Origin of the sequence: Paracoccus marcusii (assembly GCF_006151785.1) — a bacterium.
GTDB lineage: Bacteria > Pseudomonadota > Alphaproteobacteria > Rhodobacterales > Rhodobacteraceae > Paracoccus > Paracoccus marcusii.
In genome coordinates, this window is sequence record NZ_VDDD01000030.1 from 1 (window position 1) to 19,583 (window position 19,583).

General features: G+C 68.6%; 19 protein-coding genes and 1 tRNA gene. 9 read left to right on the plus strand and 11 right to left on the minus strand.

The features are described from left to right. Positions 1-718 (minus strand): PepSY-like domain-containing protein (locus FHD68_RS06805; RefSeq protein ID WP_482811966.1); only part of this gene is annotated, 718 nt, incomplete at its 3' end. Between the two features lie 132 nt (positions 719-850). Here FHD68_RS06805 and FHD68_RS06810 point away from each other — a divergent pair. The 5 genes from FHD68_RS06810 to preA all read left to right on the plus strand — a co-directional run bounded on the left by FHD68_RS06810 (position 851) and on the right by preA (position 5,946). Beyond that, positions 851-1,219: a PepSY domain-containing protein gene (locus FHD68_RS06810; protein WP_127898760.1), complete on the plus strand. Its 369-nt coding sequence runs from the start codon at positions 851-853 to the stop codon at positions 1,217-1,219. Positions 1,220-1,229: 10 nt separating this feature from the next. After that, positions 1,230-1,889 (plus strand): response regulator transcription factor, encoded by a 660-nt coding sequence (locus FHD68_RS06815; protein WP_127898761.1) that lies wholly within the window; start codon positions 1,230-1,232, stop codon positions 1,887-1,889. After that, complete coding sequence (locus FHD68_RS06820; RefSeq protein ID WP_045982914.1) at positions 1,886-3,184, plus strand: sensor histidine kinase; 1,299 nt, start codon at positions 1,886-1,888, stop codon at positions 3,182-3,184. Before FHD68_RS06815 ends, FHD68_RS06820 begins: the two co-directional genes overlap by 4 nt. A 97-nt stretch (positions 3,185-3,281) precedes the next feature. Further along, entirely contained in the window at positions 3,282-4,637 is a 1,356-nt protein-coding gene (locus FHD68_RS06825; protein ID WP_045998935.1) for an NAD(P)-dependent oxidoreductase, read from the plus strand. 10 nt (positions 4,638-4,647) lie between these two features. Then, a complete protein-coding gene (preA, locus tag FHD68_RS06830; protein ID WP_045982912.1) occupies positions 4,648-5,946 on the plus strand; it encodes an NAD-dependent dihydropyrimidine dehydrogenase subunit PreA in 1,299 nt (432 codons plus the stop codon). Positions 5,947-6,050: 104 nt separating this feature from the next. Here the strand turns inward: preA and FHD68_RS06835 are convergent, their stop codons facing one another. From FHD68_RS06835 to FHD68_RS06845, 3 genes are read right to left on the minus strand one after another with little or no spacing between them, the layout of a single operon-like run. Next, on the minus strand, positions 6,051-7,520 hold the full coding sequence (locus FHD68_RS06835; protein ID WP_127898764.1) for a carboxypeptidase M32: 1,470 nt from the start codon (positions 7,518-7,520) through the stop codon (positions 6,051-6,053). Continuing rightward, the gene (gene ctaA, locus FHD68_RS06840; protein ID WP_045982910.1) at positions 7,517-8,662 is read right to left on the minus strand and encodes a heme A synthase; all 1,146 of its coding nucleotides are present in this window, start codon (positions 8,660-8,662) and stop codon (positions 7,517-7,519) included. The genes FHD68_RS06835 and ctaA overlap by 4 nt, the downstream gene beginning before the upstream one ends. A 35-nt stretch (positions 8,663-8,697) precedes the next feature. Further along, complete coding sequence (locus FHD68_RS06845; RefSeq protein WP_045998933.1) at positions 8,698-9,426, minus strand: RNA methyltransferase; 729 nt, start codon at positions 9,424-9,426, stop codon at positions 8,698-8,700. A gap of 68 nt (positions 9,427-9,494) precedes the next feature. Between FHD68_RS06845 and FHD68_RS06850 the strand changes: the two genes are divergently transcribed. Then, the gene (locus FHD68_RS06850; RefSeq protein ID WP_127898765.1) at positions 9,495-10,097 is read left to right on the plus strand and encodes a thiamine phosphate synthase; all 603 of its coding nucleotides are present in this window, start codon (positions 9,495-9,497) and stop codon (positions 10,095-10,097) included. On the opposite strand, the gene purN is transcribed toward FHD68_RS06850, so the two are convergent. Continuing rightward, positions 10,094-10,681: a phosphoribosylglycinamide formyltransferase gene (gene purN / locus FHD68_RS06855; RefSeq protein WP_127898766.1), complete on the minus strand. Its 588-nt coding sequence runs from the start codon at positions 10,679-10,681 to the stop codon at positions 10,094-10,096. The two genes, FHD68_RS06850 and purN, sit on opposite strands and share 4 nt — an antisense overlap. Continuing rightward, positions 10,678-11,718, minus strand: coding sequence for a phosphoribosylformylglycinamidine cyclo-ligase (purM, locus tag FHD68_RS06860; protein WP_127898767.1), 1,041 nt, complete (start codon positions 11,716-11,718; stop codon positions 10,678-10,680). The genes purN and purM overlap by 4 nt, the downstream gene beginning before the upstream one ends. Before the next feature lie 106 nt (positions 11,719-11,824). On the opposite strand from purM, the gene FHD68_RS06865 reads away from it, so the two are divergent. Continuing rightward, a tRNA-Ile gene (locus tag FHD68_RS06865) sits at positions 11,825-11,901 on the plus strand. Positions 11,902-12,074: 173 nt separating this feature from the next. After that, positions 12,075-12,635, plus strand: coding sequence for a P-loop NTPase family protein (locus FHD68_RS06870; RefSeq protein WP_127898768.1), 561 nt, complete (start codon positions 12,075-12,077; stop codon positions 12,633-12,635). Between the two features lie 17 nt (positions 12,636-12,652). Here the strand turns inward: FHD68_RS06870 and arsJ are convergent, their stop codons facing one another. The 5 genes from arsJ to FHD68_RS06895 are packed head-to-tail and all read right to left on the minus strand — an operon-like array spanning position 12,653 to position 18,090. Continuing rightward, a complete protein-coding gene (gene arsJ / locus FHD68_RS06875) occupies positions 12,653-13,918 on the minus strand; it encodes an organoarsenical effux MFS transporter ArsJ (RefSeq protein ID WP_127898769.1) in 1,266 nt (421 codons plus the stop codon). After that, entirely contained in the window at positions 13,915-14,925 is a 1,011-nt protein-coding gene (locus tag FHD68_RS06880) for an ArsJ-associated glyceraldehyde-3-phosphate dehydrogenase (protein ID WP_127898770.1), read from the minus strand. Before FHD68_RS06880 ends, arsJ begins: the two co-directional genes overlap by 4 nt. A 4-nt stretch (positions 14,926-14,929) precedes the next feature. Next, positions 14,930-15,766, minus strand: a complete 837-nt coding sequence (locus FHD68_RS06885) for an arsenate reductase/protein-tyrosine-phosphatase family protein (RefSeq protein ID WP_127898771.1) — start codon at positions 15,764-15,766, stop codon at positions 14,930-14,932. Between the two features lie 60 nt (positions 15,767-15,826). After that, positions 15,827-16,513 (minus strand): response regulator transcription factor, encoded by a 687-nt coding sequence (locus FHD68_RS06890; protein WP_127898772.1) that lies wholly within the window; start codon positions 16,511-16,513, stop codon positions 15,827-15,829. Then, complete coding sequence (locus tag FHD68_RS06895) at positions 16,510-18,090, minus strand: sensor histidine kinase (RefSeq protein ID WP_164871439.1); 1,581 nt, start codon at positions 18,088-18,090, stop codon at positions 16,510-16,512. The genes FHD68_RS06890 and FHD68_RS06895 overlap by 4 nt, the downstream gene beginning before the upstream one ends. Before the next feature lie 216 nt (positions 18,091-18,306). On the opposite strand from FHD68_RS06895, the gene FHD68_RS06900 reads away from it, so the two are divergent. Then, positions 18,307-19,560, plus strand: a complete 1,254-nt coding sequence (locus FHD68_RS06900) for a glycosyltransferase family protein (protein ID WP_127898774.1) — start codon at positions 18,307-18,309, stop codon at positions 19,558-19,560. The last annotated feature ends 23 nt before the right edge of the window (positions 19,561-19,583 follow it).

The window sequence follows — 19,583 nt, forward strand, 5'->3', positions numbered from 1 at the left end:
CGTGGGGGCCGTCACCCCGCGGGCCGTGTCCGCGCGGGCCGCGATCGTGGTCACGCCCGCCGCGGCGGTCGTCGTCGCGGCCGAACCGCAGGACGGCCCCCGCCTCGTCAAAGGCCGCGCGCATGTCCTGGCCGCCGGTATCCTCGCCCTTGACCTCGAAGCGGCCGTATTCGGCCTTGATCTCCTCGATCATGCCGAACTGGGCCATGACCTCGTTGCCGCGCACGGCCTGCGGCAGGATTGCGTCGATGATCGGCTGCGGCAGGGCGGTGTCGTCGGTCTCGATCTCGATCAGGCTGTTGTCGGGGGCGAACTTGACCTCGACCTCGGCGCCGTTCTCCTGCCAGCCCTTGACCTCCAGGTGGCGCGGGGTCTGCTTGATCTCCTCGAAGCGGGCGAACAGCGCCATCGCGGGCGTGCCGCGCACGGCACCGGGCAATGCGGCATCGATCAGCGGCGCGGGCAGGCTGCCGTCGTCGGCCTCGATCTTGATCAGGTTGCCGGCCATGTCGAACTCGGCCTCGATCTGGGTGCCGTCCGGCAGATAGCCCTCATATTCGCGCTGGCCGTCGCGCTTGGTCTCGAAGCTGATGCGGTCCAGGTCCAGCCCTTGCAGCATGGAGGGCAGCTCGACGCCGGGTGTCTGGGCGATGGCGGGAACGGTCCCGGCCATGACGGCGATCAGGGCGGCGGTGGATGCAAGATGCTTGCGGGTCATGTGACACTCCTTTGGGTCGATGTCGGCCGGCGGTTCCGGCCCTCTGCGAATCGTTTCTAGCCCAATGCACCCGAACGGATCGCCAATGCGCCGTTTGGTTTCCATTTCCCCCGGACAGGGCATAGTGGCCCCATGACACGTGCCCCGAATCCTCTGATCCTGGTCCTGGCCCTGATGGCACCGCTGGCGGCTTTGCCCCAGCCCGCGCCCCCGGCCGCCCCCCCGCCGGACCCCTGGGCCACCAGCTTTCAGCCGCAACCGTTCCACCGCATGGCCGAGGCGGTCACCGCGCGCTATGACGGCCGCCTGGTCGCGGCCGAGACGCGCCCGCCCCGCCCCGCCGAACGCGCCGCGGGGGTCGAGCTGGTCTATGAGTTCCGCCTGCTGACCACGCAGCGCAACATCCTCAATATCCGCGTGGATGCCCGCACCGGGCGTTTCCTGGAAGTGGCCGGACGCGGCCAGCTGGAGGCGCGCCGCGCGCCCCGCACCCAAGACTGAAGGACCTGACATGCGCGCCCTGATCGTCGAGGACGACCCCCTGCTGGCCGACCAGCTGTCGCAGGCCATGATCCAGGCCGGCTTCGTGACCGACATCGCCCCCGACGGCACCCAGGGAGAGTTCCTGGGCGCCACCGAAAGCTATGACGTGGCTGTGCTGGACCTGGGCCTGCCCGGCCTGCCCGGCATCGAGGTCCTGACCCGCTGGCGCGACCAGGGCATCGCCATGCCGGTCCTGATCCTGACCGCGCGCGGCGACTGGACCGACAAGGTGGCGGGCTTTCGCGCGGGCGCCGACGATTACGCCGTCAAGCCCTTCCGCCTGGAGGAGGTCGTGCTGCGCGCCCAGACCCTGATCCGCCGTGCCGCGGGCCATGCGCGCCCGCAGATCGCGGCCGGGCGGCTGCAGCTGGACGGTCAGCTGGGCGTCATCACCCTGGACGGGATGGCGCTGCGGCTGACGGCGTTTGAACAACGCATCATGACCTATCTGATCACCCATCAGGACCGCGTCATCAGCCGGACCGAACTGTCCGAACACCTCTACGAAGCCGAGACGGACCGCGACTTCAAGTCGATCGAGGTCGTCATCGGCCGCCTGCGCAAGAAGGTCGGCGACGGGATCATCGAGACCCGCCGCGGCGAGGGCTATGTCCTGAGGTCGGCGTGACGCGGTCGATCCGCGGCCGGCTGCTGCTGCTGGCGGCGGTCTGGCTGACGGCGGCGCTGCTGGGGGCATTCCTGCTGATCGCGCAGCTGCTGGAGGATTTCGTCACCGACCGGTTCGACGCCGAGACGCTGGCCATCGCCGACAGCCTGATCGGCCAGCTGGAGGTCGACGACGACCGGGTCGAACTGGACGACACGCCGCTGGACGTGCGCTTCACCCTGCCGCTGTCGGGTTGGTACTGGCAGGTCGTGGCGGGGGATGCGACGGTGGCGCGATCTCCGTCGCTGCTGGACGGGCAGCTGACCGGGCCCGCGGGCGATCTGACCGGCGCGATGGGCCGCGACGCCGATGCGGCGGGCCTGCGCGTCCTGCGCCGAGAGCTGACCATTCCCGACAGCGACGCCCTGATCGCGGTCACCGTGACCGCCCCCCTGGCCGAGATCGAGGGCAGCCTGGCGCAGATCGTGCGCCCGTTGGCGGTCGCGCTGGTGGTGCTGGGGCTGGGTCTGGCCGCCGCCAGCGTGATCCAGGTGACGCTTGGCCTGCGCAGTCTGGACCGCCTGCGCGCCGATCTGGCCCGCGTGCGCGCGGGCGACAGCGACAGACTGGCCCGCCCCGACGTGTCCGAACTGCGCCCCCTGGCGTCAGAGATCAACGCGGCGCTCGACCAGAACGCGGCCCTTCTGACCCGGTCGCGCCAGCATCTGGGGAACCTGGCCCATTCGCTGAAGACGCCGCTGGCGGCCCTGTCGAACGAGCTGCCGCCCGATCATCAGGGCCAGGCCCTGATCACGCGGATGGATCGCCTGATCGGCTGGCACCTGCGCCGCGCGCGTCAGGCCGGGCCGCGCCTGCTGGGGCAGCGGACCCCGGTCGCGCCGGTCGTCGACGACATCCTGCTGGTGCTGCGCTGGCCCCTGGCCGACCGCGGCATGACCGCCGATGTCGATTGCCCCCCGGACGCGGCCTTTCCCGGCGAACGCCAGGACCTGGAGGAGATGATCGGCAACCTGTCCGAGAATGCCGCCAAATGGGGGCGCACGCGCCTGCGGATCACCGTGCGCACCCCGCCGGACCGCCTGATCCTGCGGATCGAGGATGACGGTCCCGGCCTGTCGCCCGACCAGGCCCCCCTGGCCCTGATGCGCGGCGCGCGGCTGGACGAACTGGGCGCCCCCGGCGCGGGGCTGGGCCTGGCCATCGTGGCCGATCTGGCGGCGCTGCATGGCGGCGAATTGCGGCTGGAACGGTCCGATCTGGGCGGTCTGGCTGCCATCCTGGACCTGCCTGCCTGAAATTTCCGCAAAGCTTTGCGGCCCATATTTTACCATTTGATAAAAAAATGGACCTGTGTCAGCCTGATTTCACCAACAGGTGAGCCAGGAGACGAAAATGTCCCAAGCGAGATTAAGCCCCGGCGTGGTGCCGGGACGACTGACCCCCGACCAGCTGGCGGCGAACTTCGTCGATGTCGCCCCGCCGCTGGACCGCCACGAGGCGCATGTGGCCGCTGACCGGTGTTATTTCTGCCATGACGCGCCCTGCATCACGGCCTGTCCGACCAGCATCGATATCCCGCTGTTCATCCGCCAGATCGCGACCGACACGCCGGATGCGGCGGCGATGACGATCTTTCACGCCAACATCCTGGGCGGCATGTGCGCCCGTGTCTGTCCCACGGAACAGCTGTGCGAGGGTGCCTGCGTGCGCATGGAGGCCGAGGGCAAGCCGGTCGAGATCGGGGCGCTGCAGCGTTACGCGACAGACGGGCTGATGGCGCAAGGGTCGCACCCCTTCAAGCGCGCCGCCCCCACGGGCAAGCGCGTGGCCGTGGTCGGCGCGGGCCCCGCGGGTCTGGCCTGCGCGCACCGCCTGGCCGCCAAGGGCCATGACGTGGTGATCTTCGAGGCGCGGCCCAAGCCCGGCGGGCTGAACGAATACGGCATCGCCAGCTACAAGGCCGTGGACGGTTTCGCGCAGGCCGAGGTGGATTGGCTGATGGGCATCGGCGGGATCGAGCTGCGCCACGATCAGGCGATCGGCCGCGACATCACCATGGCCTCGCTGCAGTCCGAATACGATGCGGTGTTCCTGGGCATGGGCCTGGGCGGCGTGAACGCGCTGCGCGCAGACGGCGAGGACCGCACGCATGTGCTGGACGCCGTCAGCTTCATCCGCGACCTGCGCCAGGCCAGCGATCTGGGCACCCTGCCCGTCGGCCGCGACGTCGTGGTGATCGGCGGCGGCATGACCGCCGTGGATGCTGCCGTACAGGCCCGTCTGCTGGGCGCCGAGAACGTCAGCATCGTCTATCGCCGCGGTCAGGACCGCATGGGCGCCAGCCGCCATGAACAGGACCACGCGACCGCCAGCGGCGTGCGGATCATCTGCAATGCGGCGCCCCTGGCGGTCCATGGCAACGGCGCGGTGACCGAGGTCGAGTTCGCCTATACCCAGGACGGCCCCGACGGGCTGCATGTGACCGAGGACCGGTTCCGCCTGCGGGCCGACCAGGTGTTCCGCGCTATCGGCCAGCGCCTGGACGGCGCGCCCGAGGGGCTGGAGCTGGCCGGGGGCAAGATCCTGGTGACCGGGCCGGGCCGCACGACGCTGGACGGGGTCTGGGCCGGGGGCGATTGCGCATCCGGCGGCGACGACCTGACCGTGACCGCGGTGGCCGAAGGCCGCGACGCGGCAGAAGACATCGACGCCCGGCTGACCGGACGTCCCGTCGAAATCCCCGGCTGAGGACGAACCCATGGCAGACCTGCGCAGCAATTTCATCGGGATCAAGTCCCCGAACCCCTTCTGGCTGGCCTCGGCCCCGCCGACCGACAAGGAATACAACGTCCGCCGCGCCTTCCAGGCCGGTTGGGGCGGCGTGGTGTGGAAGACGCTCGGGTCCGAAGGCCCGCCCGTCGTCAACGTGAACGGCCCGCGATACGGCGTGATCCACGGTGCCGACCGCCGCGTCCTGGGCATCAACAACATCGAGCTGATCACCGACCGACCCCTTGAGGTGAACCTGCGCGAGATCAAGTCGGTCAAGCGCGACTATCCCGACCGGGCGCTGATCATCAGCCTGATGGTGCCCTGCGACGAGGACAGCTGGCGCGACATCCTGGCCAAGATCGAGGATACCGGCGCCGACGGGGTCGAGCTGAACTTCGGCTGCCCGCACGGCATGGCCGAGCGCGGCATGGGATCGGCCGTGGGCCAGGTGCCGGAATACATCGAGATGGTGACCCGGTGGGTCAAGCAGTATTCCCGCATGCCCTGCATCGTGAAGCTGACGCCCAACATCACCGATGTCACCAAGCCGGCCGAGGCCGCCAGGCGGGGCGGCGCCGATGCGGTCAGTCTGATCAACACGATCAACTCGATCACCTCGGTCGATCTGGACCTGTTCGCGCCCCAGCCCACCATTGACGGCAAAGGCAGCCATGGCGGCTATTGCGGCCCGGCGGTCAAGCCCATCGCGCTGAACATGGTGGCCGAGATCGCGCGCAACCCGGCAACCGCAGGCCTGCCCATCAGCGGCATCGGCGGCGTCACCACATGGCGCGACGCAGCCGAGTTCATGGCGCTTGGCGCGGGCAATGTGCAGGTCTGCACGGCGGCGATGACCTATGGCTTCAAGGTGGTCCAGGAGATGATCACCGGCCTGCACGATTATCTGGACAGCCATGAGATGGGCCTGTCCGACCTGATCGGCCGCGCGGTGCCCAACGTGCGCGACTGGCAGCAGCTGAACCTGAACTATGTCACCAAGGCGGTGATCGACCAGGATGCCTGCATCAGCTGCGGCCGCTGCTATGCCGCGTGCGAAGATACCAGCCACCAGGCCATCGCCATGAAGCCGGGCCGCGTCTTCGAGGTGATCGAGGAGGAATGCGTCGCCTGCAATCTGTGTGTCGATGTCTGCCCGGTCGAGGACTGCATCACCATGCGTGAGCTGGAGATCGGCGAGATCGACAAGCGCACCGGCATTCCTCGCGGCGAATACGCGAACTGGACCAGCCATCCGAACAACCCGATGGCCCGCGCTGCCGAGTGATCCGATGCGGCTGGGGAGCCTTGCGCCCCCGGGCCATCCGCAGGGTATTTGGTGAACGAAAAAGCCCCGCGGCGCCGGCCGCGGGGCTTTGTCATGCGGGACGATCACAGACCGTAGATGCGGCCGAACTTCTGTTCCAGATAGTCCAGAAGCGGGTCGGGGCCGATGGGCCGGCCCGCGGCGGTCTCGATCACCTCGGTCGGGGTCATCAGGCCGCCGTGGCGCTGAACGTTCTCGCGCAGCCATTCGGTGGCGGGGGTCGCGTCGCCCTGGGCCAGGGACGCGTCCAGATCAGGCACCGCGCCGCGCAAGGCCTGGTTCAGGCAGCCTGCATAGACATTGCCCAGGGCATAGGTCGGGAAATAGCCGAAAAGGCCCACCGACCAATGGACATCCTGCAGCACGCCGTTCGCGGGACGATCGACCGCGACGCCGAAATCCTTGAGGAAGCGCGCGTTCCACGCCGCCTCCAGGTCCTGCGTATCCAGCCGCCCCGAGATCAGGTCTCGTTCAAGATCAAAGCGCAGCATGACGTGCAGGTTGTACTGCACCTCGTCCGATTCGGTGCGGATATAGCCCGGCGTGACGCGGTTGACCGTCGCATAGAAGGCGTCGGGATCGGTGATGTTCAGCCCGTCGAAGGCCTCGGACATGCGTTCGAACAGCCAGCCTGTGAAGGCGCGGCCGCGGCCCAGCTGGTTCTCGTAGATGCGGCTCTGGCTTTCGTGGACGCCCATGGACACGCCGCGCCCCAGGGGGGTGAAGGCGTAATCGGGGTCTATGCCCAGCTCATAGCTGGAATGGCCGACCTCGTGGATGGTGGAGTAGAGACAGTTGAACGGATCCGTCTCGACCACCCGCGTGGTGATGCGGCTGTCCTGCCAGCGCCCCGAGCTGAAGGGATGCACGGCCAGATCCATCCGCCCCCGCGTCCAGTCATAACCGAAGGCCGTGGCGCAGGCGCGGGCCAGACGCAGCTGGGTCTCCTGCGGGAAATGGCCCTTCAGCGCCTGCGGCTGATCGGCACCCAGGACGTCGTCGCGCAGCGCGACCAGGCGCGGGCGCATCGCGTCGAACAGCGTCGCCAGACGCGCCCCGGTCATGCCGGGTTCGTAATCCTCCAGCAGCGCGTCATAAAGATCGCCGCCATCGGCCAGGCACGCGGCCTCCTCGCGCTTCAGCATCAGGACCTGATCCAGGGTCGGCAGGAAATCCGCGGGCGCGTCCTTGGCGCGGGCCTCGGCCCAGATGCCCTGGGCCAGCGAGGTCAGCCGCGCCAGTTCGGAGGCCAGCCGCGCGGGAATGCGGCTGCTGCGGGCGAAATCGCGCGCGATCAGGGCTACGGCGCGGCGGTCGGCGGGGCTTTGCGGATCGGCCGCGTCCAGCCATTCGCCGATGCGCGGATCGGTGCGGCGGTCGTGCAGCACCTCCTCCATCGCGCCCATCTCCTCGGCACGCTGTTCGGCGGCACCGCGGGGCATCACGGTCTCCTGGTCCCAACCCAACCGTTCGGCGACGGAGGACAGGGCTTCGGTCTGGCGCTGGAAGGCCAGCAGGTCGGTCAGCGCGGTCATCGGATCGCCCCCCGGATCGAGGTTTCAAAGGGATAGCGCGCATGGTGGCGCGCCCGCAGGATCATCGCGAACAGCACGACGGCGCCGAACTGGTGCGTCAGGGCCAGGTGCAGGGGCGATGCGTGGATCACGTTCAGGATGCCAAGCCCGATCTGTGCGGCCATCGCCACGATCATGACGCTGAAGGCGCCGCGCGTCACCGGATGGGGCGACCGGCGTGCCCGCAGCCACACGACGACGGCGAAGATCGCCAGCAGATAGCCGGTCATGCGGTGGATGAACTGGACCAGGGCCGGGTTCTCGAAGAAGTTCCGCCAGCCCAGGGTGCCGTCCCAGATCGCCGCCGGGATCCATTCGCCGCCCATGGTGGGCCAGCCGGTATAGGTGCGGCCCGCGTCGATGCCCGCGACCAGCGCGCCCAGCAGGATCTGCACGAAGGTCAGGTGCATCAGCCCCGTGGACATGCGGAACAGCTTGGCCTCTCCGGCGCGGCGCGCGCGCATCAGCTCGGCCTCGGACCGCGACAATTGCAGGACGTACCAGGTGATCAGGCCCAGGATCAGGAAGGCGATGCCCAGATGCGTGGCCAGGCGATAGGACGCGACACGCAGCATCCCCTCGTTCAGGCCCGAGCTGACCATCCACCAGCCGATCGCGCCCTGCAGGCCGCCAAGCGCCCCCAGGGACAGCAGGCGGGGCGTCCAGCCTGTGGGAATGCGCGACGTGGCCCAGAAGAAGACGAAGCCAAGTGCCCAGACCAGACCGACCACGCGGCCCAGCAGGCGGTGCCCCCATTCCCACCAGTAGATGTACTGGAATTCCGACAGCGACATGCCGCGGTTCAGCTCCTGGTACTGCGGGATCTGGCGGTAGAGGTCGAATTCGCTCTGCCAGTCGGCGGCGTTCATGGGCGGGATGGCCCCGGTCACGGGTTTCCATTCGGTGATCGACAGGCCCGACCCGGTCAGGCGCGTGGCGCCGCCCACGACGATCATCGCCAGGACCAGCACGAACAGCACGGCAAGCCAGGCGCGGATCGCGCGCCGCGCGCCGCGGGGGCGGGCATCGATCATGCCGGTGGTCTGGACGGGTCGGGCTGCGGTCGGGTCCGAGACTTCCTGGAAGACAGGTCGCTTGGCCATCGCAAGGCTCCTTTCGGGCGGAGGTTAGGGGCGGGTCAGCGCCGGGTCAACTGACGCAGGACGCCGTGCAGGATCCGCACGTCGCCCTTGGTCAGGGTCAGGCGCGACCACATGTTGCGCATGTTCAGACGCATCGACGCGGCCTTGGTTTCCGGGAAGAAGAACCCGGCCTGGGTCAGCTGGTCGTCGTAATGGTCGCCCAACCGCTCGATCTCGATGCGGTCGGCGGGGGCTTCGGCCTCCGACCGGCGCAGATGGGGCGCGGGTTCGGGCGGCAGGATGTCGCGGCCGAATTCGTATCCCATCAGCAGGACGGCCTGGGCCAGGTTCAGCGACGGGAAATCGGGGTTCACCGGCACCGTCACGATGGCGTTGGCCCGCGCGATGTCGTCATTCTCCAGCCCCGTGCGTTCGGGGCCGAAGATGATCGCGGAGCGGCCATCATGGGCGCGGGCCTGGGCCATCGCGGTGGCGGGCGTGAAGACGGGCTTGGTCAGTTCGCGCCCGCGCGCCGTGGTGGCATAGGCATAGTCGATGCCCTCCATCGCCAGGGCCAGCGTTGGATAGACGCGGGCCGTGTCCAGCACGCGGCCCGCCGCCCCCGAGGCCATGGCGACGGCCTTGGGGTTGGGCCAGCCGTCGCGCGGATCGACGATGCGCATGTCGGTCAGGCCGAAATTCAGCATGGCGCGGGCGGCCGCGCCGATGTTCTCGCCCATCTGCGGGCGCACGAGGATGATGACGGGTTGGCGTTCGATCTGCATGGTCCGGCAGATAGTCCGTCTGGCGGCGGCGGGCAAGCTGCGCTATCTGCGACACAAAGGAGATCGCCATGACCGACGCCCCTCAACTGTACCTGATGACCCCTGCCGGCGCCCAGGCATCCAGCCTGGCACCGATGCTGGCCGAGGTGATGGACCGCGTGGCCCCCGCCTGCCTGCGCATCCGCGGCGGCGCCGAGGAGGACGAGCTGGGCCGCCTGGCCGACATGGCACGCGAGATCGCCCATGCCCGCGACGTGGCCGTGGTGATCGACGATCACGTCAAGCTGGCGCTGCGCCACGGGCTGGACGGGGTGCACCTGAACGACGGGGCCAAGGCCGTGCGCTATGCCCGAAAGGAGCTGGGCGACGACGCGATCGTCGGCGCGTTCTGCGGCACGTCGCGCCACGAGGGCATGAACGCGGCCGAGGCGGGTGCGGATTACGTCGCCTTTGGTCCGGTCAGCGACAGTGCGCTCTATCGTGGCGATCCGGTCGAGCTGGAGCTGTTCCAGTGGTGGTCCGAGATGATCGAGGTGCCGGTCGTGGCCGAAGGCGCCATCACGCGAGAGCTGATCACCCAGCTGACGCCGATCACCGACTTCATCGCCCTGGGCCCCGAGATCTGGACCCAGGAAGACCCGGCCGCGACACTGGCCCTGCTTTGGGGCTAAAGGACCAGGGGCGTCCGGTGGCCTGACGCGAACCGCCGCAGCACCGCCGGGTACAGGCGGTGTTCCTGCACCAGCACACGCGCGGCCAGGGTCGCGGCGTCATCGCCGGGCAGGATCGGCACGCGCGCCTGCCCCAGGGCCGGCCCTGCGTCCAGTTCCGGCGTGACCAGGTGCACGGTGCAGCCGGCCTCGGCGTCACCGGCGGCGATGGCGCGGGCATGGGTGTCGAGACCGGGGTACTTGGGCAAAAGAGAAGGATGGATGTTCAGCATCCGCCCCTGAAACCGCTGCACGAATTCGGGCGTCAGGATGCGCATGAAGCCAGCCAGGCAGATGATGTCGGGCCGGGCCGCCAGCAGCGGCTGAAGCAGCGCCTGTTCGAACCCCGCCCGGTCGCGCGGAAAGTCGCGGTGATCGACGGACGCGGTCGGCACGCCCAGTTCGGCGGCACGGGCCAGTCCGCCCGCCTGCGGATCGTTCGACGCGACCAGTACGGGGCGCGCCGGGTGATCGCCGGTCATGTCCTGCAGCAGGCGGATCATGTTCGACCCGCCCCCCGAGATCAGGATCGCGACCCGTTTCACGCAAGCGTGCCGGAATAGCGTACGCCCGCGCCCGCCGTGACGGTGCCAAGGCGATGCACCGTCTCTCCCTGCTGGGACAGCAGGTCGGTCAGCGCATCGGCGCGGTCGGCGGCCACGACCAGGATCATGCCGATGCCGCTGTTGAAGGTCTTGAGCATCTCGGACGTCTCAATCCCTCCGGCCTGGGCCAGCCAGGCGAAGACGGGGGGCAGCGGCCAGCTGCCCAGGTCGATGTCCGCGCCCAAGTCCTTGGGCAGGACGCGGGGCAGGTTCTCGGTCAGGCCGCCGCCGGTGATATGGGCCAGCGCATGCACGCCGCCAGCGCGGATCGCGGCCAGGGCGGGCTTGACGTAGAGCCGCGTGGGCGTCAGCAGCGCCTCTCCCAGGGTGGTGTCGGCGAAGGGCGCGGCGTCGGACCACGCCAGACCGGCGCGTTCCGCGACCTTGCGGACCAGCGAATAGCCGTTGGAATGCACGCCGTCCGAGGCCAGGCCCAGCAGCACGTCCCCCTGCCCCACGCCCGCGGGAAGCGCCGCGTCGCGGTTCATCGCGCCCACCGCAAAGCCCGCAAGGTCGAAATCGCCGTCGTGATACATGCCGGGCATCTCGGCGGTCTCTCCGCCGATCAGGGCACAGCCGGCGGCCTTGCAGCCGCGGGCGATCCCCTCGACCACGCGGGCACCCTCGTCTACGGACAGCTTGCCGGTGGCGAAATAGTCCAGGAAGAACAGCGGCTCGGCGCCCTGGCAGACAAGGTCGTTCACGCACATCGCGACCAGGTCCTGGCCCAGACCGTCCAGATGCCCGGTGTCGATACCGATGCGCAGCTTGGTGCCCACGCCATCGGTGGCGGCGACCAGGATCGGGTCGTCATAGCCCGCAGCCTTGAGGTCGAACAGCGCGCCGAACCCGCCAAGCGCATCCATGACGCCCGGCCGCTGCGTGGCGGCGGCGGCGGGCTTAATCCGTTCGACCAGCGCGTTCCCCGCGTCGATGTCGACGCCTGCGTCGCGATAGCTGATCCCGTTCTGTGTCATGTCGGCCCCCGGCTGATGTCGGCCCCCCGATAGCGGAACCGCACCCATTGGGCAACGCCCAAGCTTGACCTGACCGCCATGCGGCACTAGGCAATGCGTGCTGCGGGGGCCTGTAGCTCAATTGGTTAGAGCAGGGCGCTCATAACGCCTTGGTTGCGGGTTCAAGTCCTGCCGGGCCTACCATCCCCACACCGCCGACCGATCCCACGCATGGACGTCCTCCGCGCCGCGAGGTTGCGGAACCAGCGTCTCGCAAGGATCGGCGTGAATCGTCCCAAGCTGAAATTATCCTGCCAAATCCGAACCAATCCGCGTAGATCGTGTTGATCGCGCGTTCGTGAGCGGTTGGGGGATGGATGAGTTTGGTGACACGGGTGATGGTTCTGGGCGGGTCAGGGACGGGAAAGTCCTGGCTGGCGATGCGGCTGGCCGCATTGGCCGGCCTGCCCGCGTACCACATGGACCAGCTGAGCTGGATGCCGGGCTTTGTCCATCGCAGCACCGGCGAGCTTGATGCCCTGACCCGCGAGATCCATGCGCAGGAGCACTGGATCATCGAGGGCGGTCATTACGAGACGATGCATGAACGCGCCGCCCGCGCCCATCTTCTGATCTGGGTCGATCCATCCAGGCCGGTGCAGGTCGCCCGCGTCGCATGGCGGTCGCTGCGTTATCACAACCGCACGCGGCCGGGCATGGGAGAGGGGTGCCGCGAGACGTTCGGCTGGCACACGCTGGATGCCATCGCCTATGCCCGCACCTCGCGGCAGTTTCATCGCGACCGCGCGTCCGAGGTCATCGCTGCCGCAGGACCCCGCCTGGCGCTTGCGCATATCCGGTCAGGGTGGCAGGCGCGGCGGTTCCTGCGCCGCTGCGCGTCCGTGCCGCGCACGCGGGGTTTTCTGCTGCAACCGTAAAGGATGCGGGACGGCCTTCAGCGGGCCGGCCCCACGCTTTCCGGGTTGTCGATCAGCAGGCGGCGTGCCGCCCACCAGCTGGCCGCCGCCATCGCGCCGGCGGTGGCCAGGCACAGCGGCAGCCCACCGACCTGATAGGACAGGCCCGACAGCAGCGTCCCGATCAGGCGGCCCGCCGCGTTCGCCATGTAATAGAACCCGACATCCCGCGTGATCCGCTGTGCCTGACCAAAGGCCAGGATCAGGTATGAATGAACGGACGAATTGACCGCAAAGACGAAGCCGAAGACCAGCAGCCCCAGAACCAGCAGCATCGTCAGCCACGGCGCAGGATCGCCCGCGATCACGACCGCCGCCGCCATCACGAAGGGGATGGGCACCAGCCGACCTGCCCACCGGACCGCGTCCCGGGTGATCTGCGCCTCGGGTCGGCCGGCGCCGCCCAGGATGCGCGGGGCGGCGGCCTGAACCGCGCCATAAAGGATGATCCACAGCGCCATGAAACCGCCGACCAGAAAGAAGGCCTCGCGCCGCCCTTCGGCGGTGCCATCGGACAGGACGGCCTGAAAGTAGATCGGGATGCCCACCACGAACCACACGTCGCGCGCACCGAACAGGAACATGCGCGCCAGGGACAGCCGGTTCACGCGGCTGTCCCGCGACCGCCAGCCTGACCATCCTTCGGCCGCCTTCACCCGACCGGGCAGGCCCGCGGGCAGGAACAGGACCACCGCCACCAGGATTGCGGCCAGCACCGCGGCCATGCCCCAGATCGCTGCCTGGAACCCCGCAAGGGCCAGCAGTGCGGCGCCCAGGAAAAAGCCCAGGCCCTTGACGGCGTTTTTGGACCCGGTCAGCGCAGCCACCCATCGGAACAGCCCGCCATCAGCGGCGGGGGCAAGGACCTTGACCGCGGATTTCGACGACATCTTGGACAGATCCTTGGCGACACCCGACGCGCCCTGCACCGCCATCACAAACATCACCGATGCCGTGACGCTCCATGCCGGGTCCAGCTGCGCCAGCGTCGCCAAAGCCGCGATCTGGATGCCCAGGCCCGCGTACAGGGTCGCCGCCAGCCCGAACCGGGCCGCCAGCCAGCCCGCGGCCAGGTTCGTGACGATCCCCGCAGCCTCGTACAGCAGGAACAGCCACGCCAGCTGGACCGGGGAAAAGCCCAGTCCGTTGAAGTGCAGCAGCACCAGCATGCGCAACGCGCCGTCCGACAGCATGAACGCCCAATAGGCCGCCGTCACCGCGGCATAGGCGCGGACCGGGTTCATGCCATCCGTCCCGCGACCATGCGCGCGACATCGACCAGCCGGCAGGCATAGGCCCATTCGTTGTCGTACCAGGCATAGATTTTGACCTGCGTCCCGTTCACGACCATCGTCGATCCCGCGTCGATGATCGCGCTGCGCGGATCGTTGACATAGTCGGTCGACACCAGCGGCCGCGTCTCATAGCCCAGGATGCCGTCCAGCGGTCCCGCCGCGGCGGCGGCGAACAGGGCGTTGACCTCCTCCACGCTTGTCGGGCGCTCGACCTCGAACACGCAGTCGGTCAACGAGGCGTTCAGCAGCGGCACCCGGACCGCGTGGCCGTTCAGCCGACCCTTCAGTTCGGGATAGATCAGCGTGATCGCCGTGGCGCTGCCGGTCGTCGTGGGAATGAGGTTCATCAGCGCCGAGCGCGCGCGGCGCATATCCTTGGCCGGTCGGTCGACGATGGTCTGTGTGTTGGTGACGTCATGGATCGTGGTGATTGACCCGTGGCGGATGCCCAGGGCCTCGTGGACGACCTTGACCACCGGGGCCAGGCAGTTCGTCGTGCAGCTGGCCGCCGTCACGATCCGCTGGCTGCCGTCATAGAGGTGATGGTTCACGCCATAGACCAGGTTCAACGCCCCGCCATCCTTGACCGGTGCGCTGACCACGACACGCGCCACGCCCGCATCGAAATAGGGCGCGATCCGGTCCGCGGTCTTGAACACGCCCGTCGCGTCGATCACCAGGTCGACCTCCAGGTCACGCAGCGGCAGGGCGTCGATGGTCCGGTGATGCGTCAGCGGGATGCGGTTGCCATCCAGGACCAACGCTGCGCCGTCTGCCGCGACGGGCTTGGGCCAGCGGCCGTGAACGCTGTCGAATTCCATCAGCAGGGCGTGCTGATCGGCATCGCCCGCCGCGTCGTTCAGCAGGACGATCCGGTCCCCCAGGCCCAGGTCGAACATCCGGCGCAGGGCCAGCTTTCCGATGCGGCCCAGGCCATTCAGTGCGATTCGGGTCATGGGATCAGTCCTTGGCAAGTTCGCGGGCATCAATCTGATCAACCCGGTTCTGAAGCGAGATTCGGTCCAGGCTGGCCACCGGCAGGGCGGCAAAGGCTTCGATCCGGCGGCGCAGGGCGGCATAGGTCCGGGCAAAGACCAGCGCCCGTTCGGCGTCCGTCCCCTGCGCCTTGACCGGGTCGGACAGTCCCCAATGCCCGGTGATCGGCTGGCCGGGCCAGGGGGGGCATTCCTCGGCCGCGGAGGTGTCGCAGACGGTGAAGACGAAATCCATCCTGGGGGCGTCGGGTGACTGGAACTCGGACAGATGCTTGGACCGCAGGGTGGTCGTGTCGTGGCCGTTGCGGTCCAGCACCTGCAGCGCAAGGGGGTTCGGATGCGTCCCCGCCCGGGTGCCTGCCGAATGGGCGATGAACCGATCGCCGCCCAGATCGCGCAGCAGCGCCTCGGCATAGAGCGATCGGGCGGAATTGCCTGAACAGATGAACAGGACATGGAAACCGGTATGCGTCACGGTCGGCTCCTTGGATTGTGGGATGCTGGTCAGAACGTCCGGGCGCGCGCGGCCAAGGTCCATTGCCAGATAGCCCAGCAGGCGGCCCGTCGCATCGACATCGATCGAATAGAGCAGCGACCGCCCCTGTCGCCGCACGGCGACAAGGCCGCATCCCGTCAGGTCGGACAGGTAGTGCGACAGGGTGTTCGGCTTCAGCCCCAGCGCCTGCGCGATCTCGGTCGGGCGGACGGCGCGGGGGGCAAAACGCATCAGAAGCCGGGCGACGGCAAGGCGCCCGGGATGGCCAAGGGTAGCGAAGGCATTGGCGGCGCGGTCATGTTCCATGATTCCCGAATAATAGAATAATGACCCCGGCGCCAGTGAAGCTTTCATGACAGGACCGCGTCACCGGGCCGACAGCAGATACCCGAAGCCGCGCTGGTTGTGGATCATCCGCTCATCACCGTCCTGATCCAGCTTCTTGCGCAGATAGGCGATATAGACCTCGACGATGTTGGTCTGCGGGTCGAAATTGTATCCCCAGACACCCTTCAGGATGTCCACGCGCGACTGAACCTTGTCGGGACGCTCTGCCAAAAACCGCAGCAGCGAGAACTCGGTCGCCGTCAGGTCCAGGTCGCGGTCGCGTCGCGTCGCGGTCTTGGTGTCCAGGTCCAGGCACAGATCGCCGATGACGATGCGGGACGGGCGGTCCTCGCGCGCAGGCGCACGGCGCAGCAGGACCGCGATGCGGGCCAGCAGTTCCTCGAAGGCGAAGGGCTTGGTCATGTAGTCGTCGGCCCCTGCGCCCAGCCCCTCCAGTTTCTCGGCCAGCGCGTCCTTGGCGGTCAGCATCAGGATCATCACGTCATGGCCGGCCGCGCGGATCTCCTGGCACAGGTCGGCGCCGTCGCCGTCGGGCAGCATCCGGTCCAGCACCACCAGGTCATAGCCCCCGTCACGCAACCGCTGGTCCAGCCCAGCCGCGCAGTCGGCCAGATCGACGTGATAGCCCTCGGCCGTCAGGCCACCGGCCAGCAGGGCGGCGATCTCGGTGTCGTCCTCGACCACCAGGACGCGATCGGGGCTCATGCGACGGCCCTGCGTGCCAACGGCATGGTAATCTCGACCACGGCGCCGCGGCCGGGCGCGCTGTCGATGCGGATGGCGCCGTCATGCTGGTCGACGATCCATTTCGCGATGGACAGCCCAAGGCCCAACCCGCGACCCGACCGCGGCCGCGACGGGCGCGCGCTGTAAAAGCGGGTGAAGGCGCTGCCCAGTTCATCGCCCGTAAAGCCCGGTCCCTGGTCGCGCACGCGGATATGGGCGTGATCCTGTGACTGCGCCAGCTCCAGGCTGACGGTGGTGTCGGCGGGCGCCAGGCGGATCGCGTTATCCAGCGCGATCAGCACGGCCTGACGCAGGCGGTCGGGGTCACCGCGCACCTCGACCGGTTCGCTGGGCTGGCTGGGACGGATGCGCACGCCGGGGCGCATCGCCATGTTCTGGCCGTCCAGCAGCACGTCGCCCACGATGTCCTGCAGCACGACACGCGTGCGGTTGACCATGATCGAGCCCGATTCCGACCGCGCCAGGAACAAGAGGTCATCGATTAGCCGCCCGATCTGGTCGGTCTTGCGCACGATCTCGGACAGCACCTGCTGCAGGGTGGCGGCATCGGCGTCGGGGGTGCGGATCGCCATCTCGGCTTGGCCGCGCAGGATCGTCAGCGGCGTGCGCAGCTCGTGGCTGATATCGGCGAAGAAGTTCGCGCGGCTGGCATCGACCGACCGCAGCCGATCGTTGCTGGCCACCAGCGCCTCCGACCGTTCGCGCAGTTCGCGGGTGCGCTCCTCGACCTGCTGGGACAGCGTGGACTGCGCCTGCAGCAGGCTGTCGCGCTGGTCGCGGATCTGTCCGGTCATCTGGTTGAAGCGGCGCGACAGGTTGCCCAGCTCGTCGGGCGACGGATTGTCGATCACATGCGTCAGATCGCCCCGCCCGACTGCCTCGGCCCCCGCGTAGAGCGCCGAGACGGGGCGCAGGATCGCGCGGTTCATCATCACGATGTTCGCGACGCCCAAGACCGCCACGACCACGATCAGCCCGATGGCCAGATCGACGGCGCGCTCCGACAGGCGGGACGAACTGGCCAGCGCCTCGGCAACCTCGGCACGTTCGCGCACCGTCGCCTCCTCGACCAGCTCCAGCAGCACCTGCCCCAGCTGGTGATAGATGCGCGTGTTGAACACCTGCAGCGCCTCTGCGCGCCGACCCGCCTGCAGGTGATCCTGGATCAGCAGGCGCGACTGGTCGATCTCCTGCACCTTGATCTCCATCTGGGCGACGCGGTCCAGTCCGCCCCAGGTCGCATCGGGCTCTCCGGCCAGCGCATGCTCCTCGCGGATCAGGTCGCGCTGGCGCTGCAGCCCGGACAGCAGCGAATCGCGCGCCTCGCGGATCTCGGCGTCCTGGTCCCCGGCGACGAACAGTTCTGCGATCTGAGCGGACAGCTTGTTTGCGTCGACCGCCACCAGGTTGATGTTGCGCAGCTGCGCATAGGATGTCTGAAGCTGCCGCCGGTCCTCGCGCGTCAGGCCCAGCCCGATGATGATCGCCAGACACACAAGCGTGACCGTGACTAGGCCGGCCAAATGACTGAGCATGATTTTCGTGCGGATTCTCATGGCTTTGCGTTCCCGGCCGGTGGCGGCACGGTGCCGCCTGAGACGGCAGACTAGCGCAACTTCGCAGCCGTAAAAACGCCGATGCGCGGCTCTAATGATCTTCTAATTTGCAGCTTTGGATCGCACGCCAATATTTTGGAAGCACGAAGACGCTGCCGTCCAATCACCTTCGCACACCCAGATCCCGAGGGCCCGATGACCAAGATGAACCCCGCCGATCCGCTGCAATACGCCGCCGCGCTGCGCCGTCAGCGGACCCGCGCGCCGCGGGTGGTCCTGTATTCGCACGACACTCTGGGCTTTGGTCATCTGCGGCGCAACATGCTGCTGGCGCAGGCGATCCGCGACTGCGGTCACGACCCCGAGGTGCTGCTGGTGGCCGGCATGCGCGAGGCCGGGGCATTCGCCCTGCCCGCGGGCGTCGACTGCCTGACGCTGCCGGCCTATGCCAAGGCCTCCGACGGCACCTATCATGCCCGCGACCTGGGCATCGGGGTCGACGCGCTGTGCGACATCCGCGCGGCGACGATCCGGGCCGCCGTCAAGAACTTTCAGCCCGACCTGATGATCGTCGACAACGTGCCCCGCGGTGCCCAGTACGAGCTGGGCCCGACCCTGCGCGCACTGAAGCGGTCGGGCCGCACGCGGATCGTGCTGGGGCTGCGCGACATCATCGACCGGCCGTCCGTCATGCGACAGCAATGGCTGCGCCAGCGCAACTTCGAGGCGCTGCAAGATCATTACGACGACATCTGGGTCTATGGCGACCCGGCGTTCTTTCCCACGGCCGACGAATACGGGCTGGGCCCCGAACTGTCCGCCCGCGTGACCTATACCGGCTATCTGGACCAGCGGGCGCGCCTGTCGCCCGATGCGCAGGGGGCCGACCCGCTGCAGGTGACGGGAGGCGATGCACGCCCGTTCGTTTTGTGCCAGGTGGGCGGCGGGCGCGACGGGGTGGCCCTGTGCACGGCCTTCGCCGCGGCGCCCATGCCCGCGGGCCATCAGGGCATCCTGATCACTGGCACGCAGATGCCGCCCGAGGCACGGGCCCGCGTGGCGGCGCTGGCGCAGGGCCGGACCGACCTGACCGTGGTCGATTTCGTGGCCGAACCGGTGGGGCTGGCCGCGCGCGCGGCGGCGCTCGTGGCGATGTGCGGCTACAATACCGCCTGCGAGATGATGTCGTTCGGCCTGCCGTCGCTGATGGTCCCGCGGGTCCGGCCGCGCACCGAACAACTGATCCGCGCGCAGCGCATGCAGGATCGCGGCATCGCCGACATGATTCATCCCGATGCGCTGTCGCCCGCCGCCATCGGCGACTGGCTGGGCCGCGCGGTGACCCGGCAGGCCGGACCCCGCGGCGTGGACCTGGACGGGCTGTCGCGCGTCACCGCGATGGCCACGCGGATGCTGGCCCCCCGCAAATCCCTGCGCCGCCTGGCCTGAAGACCCGACACAAGGAACCGTCC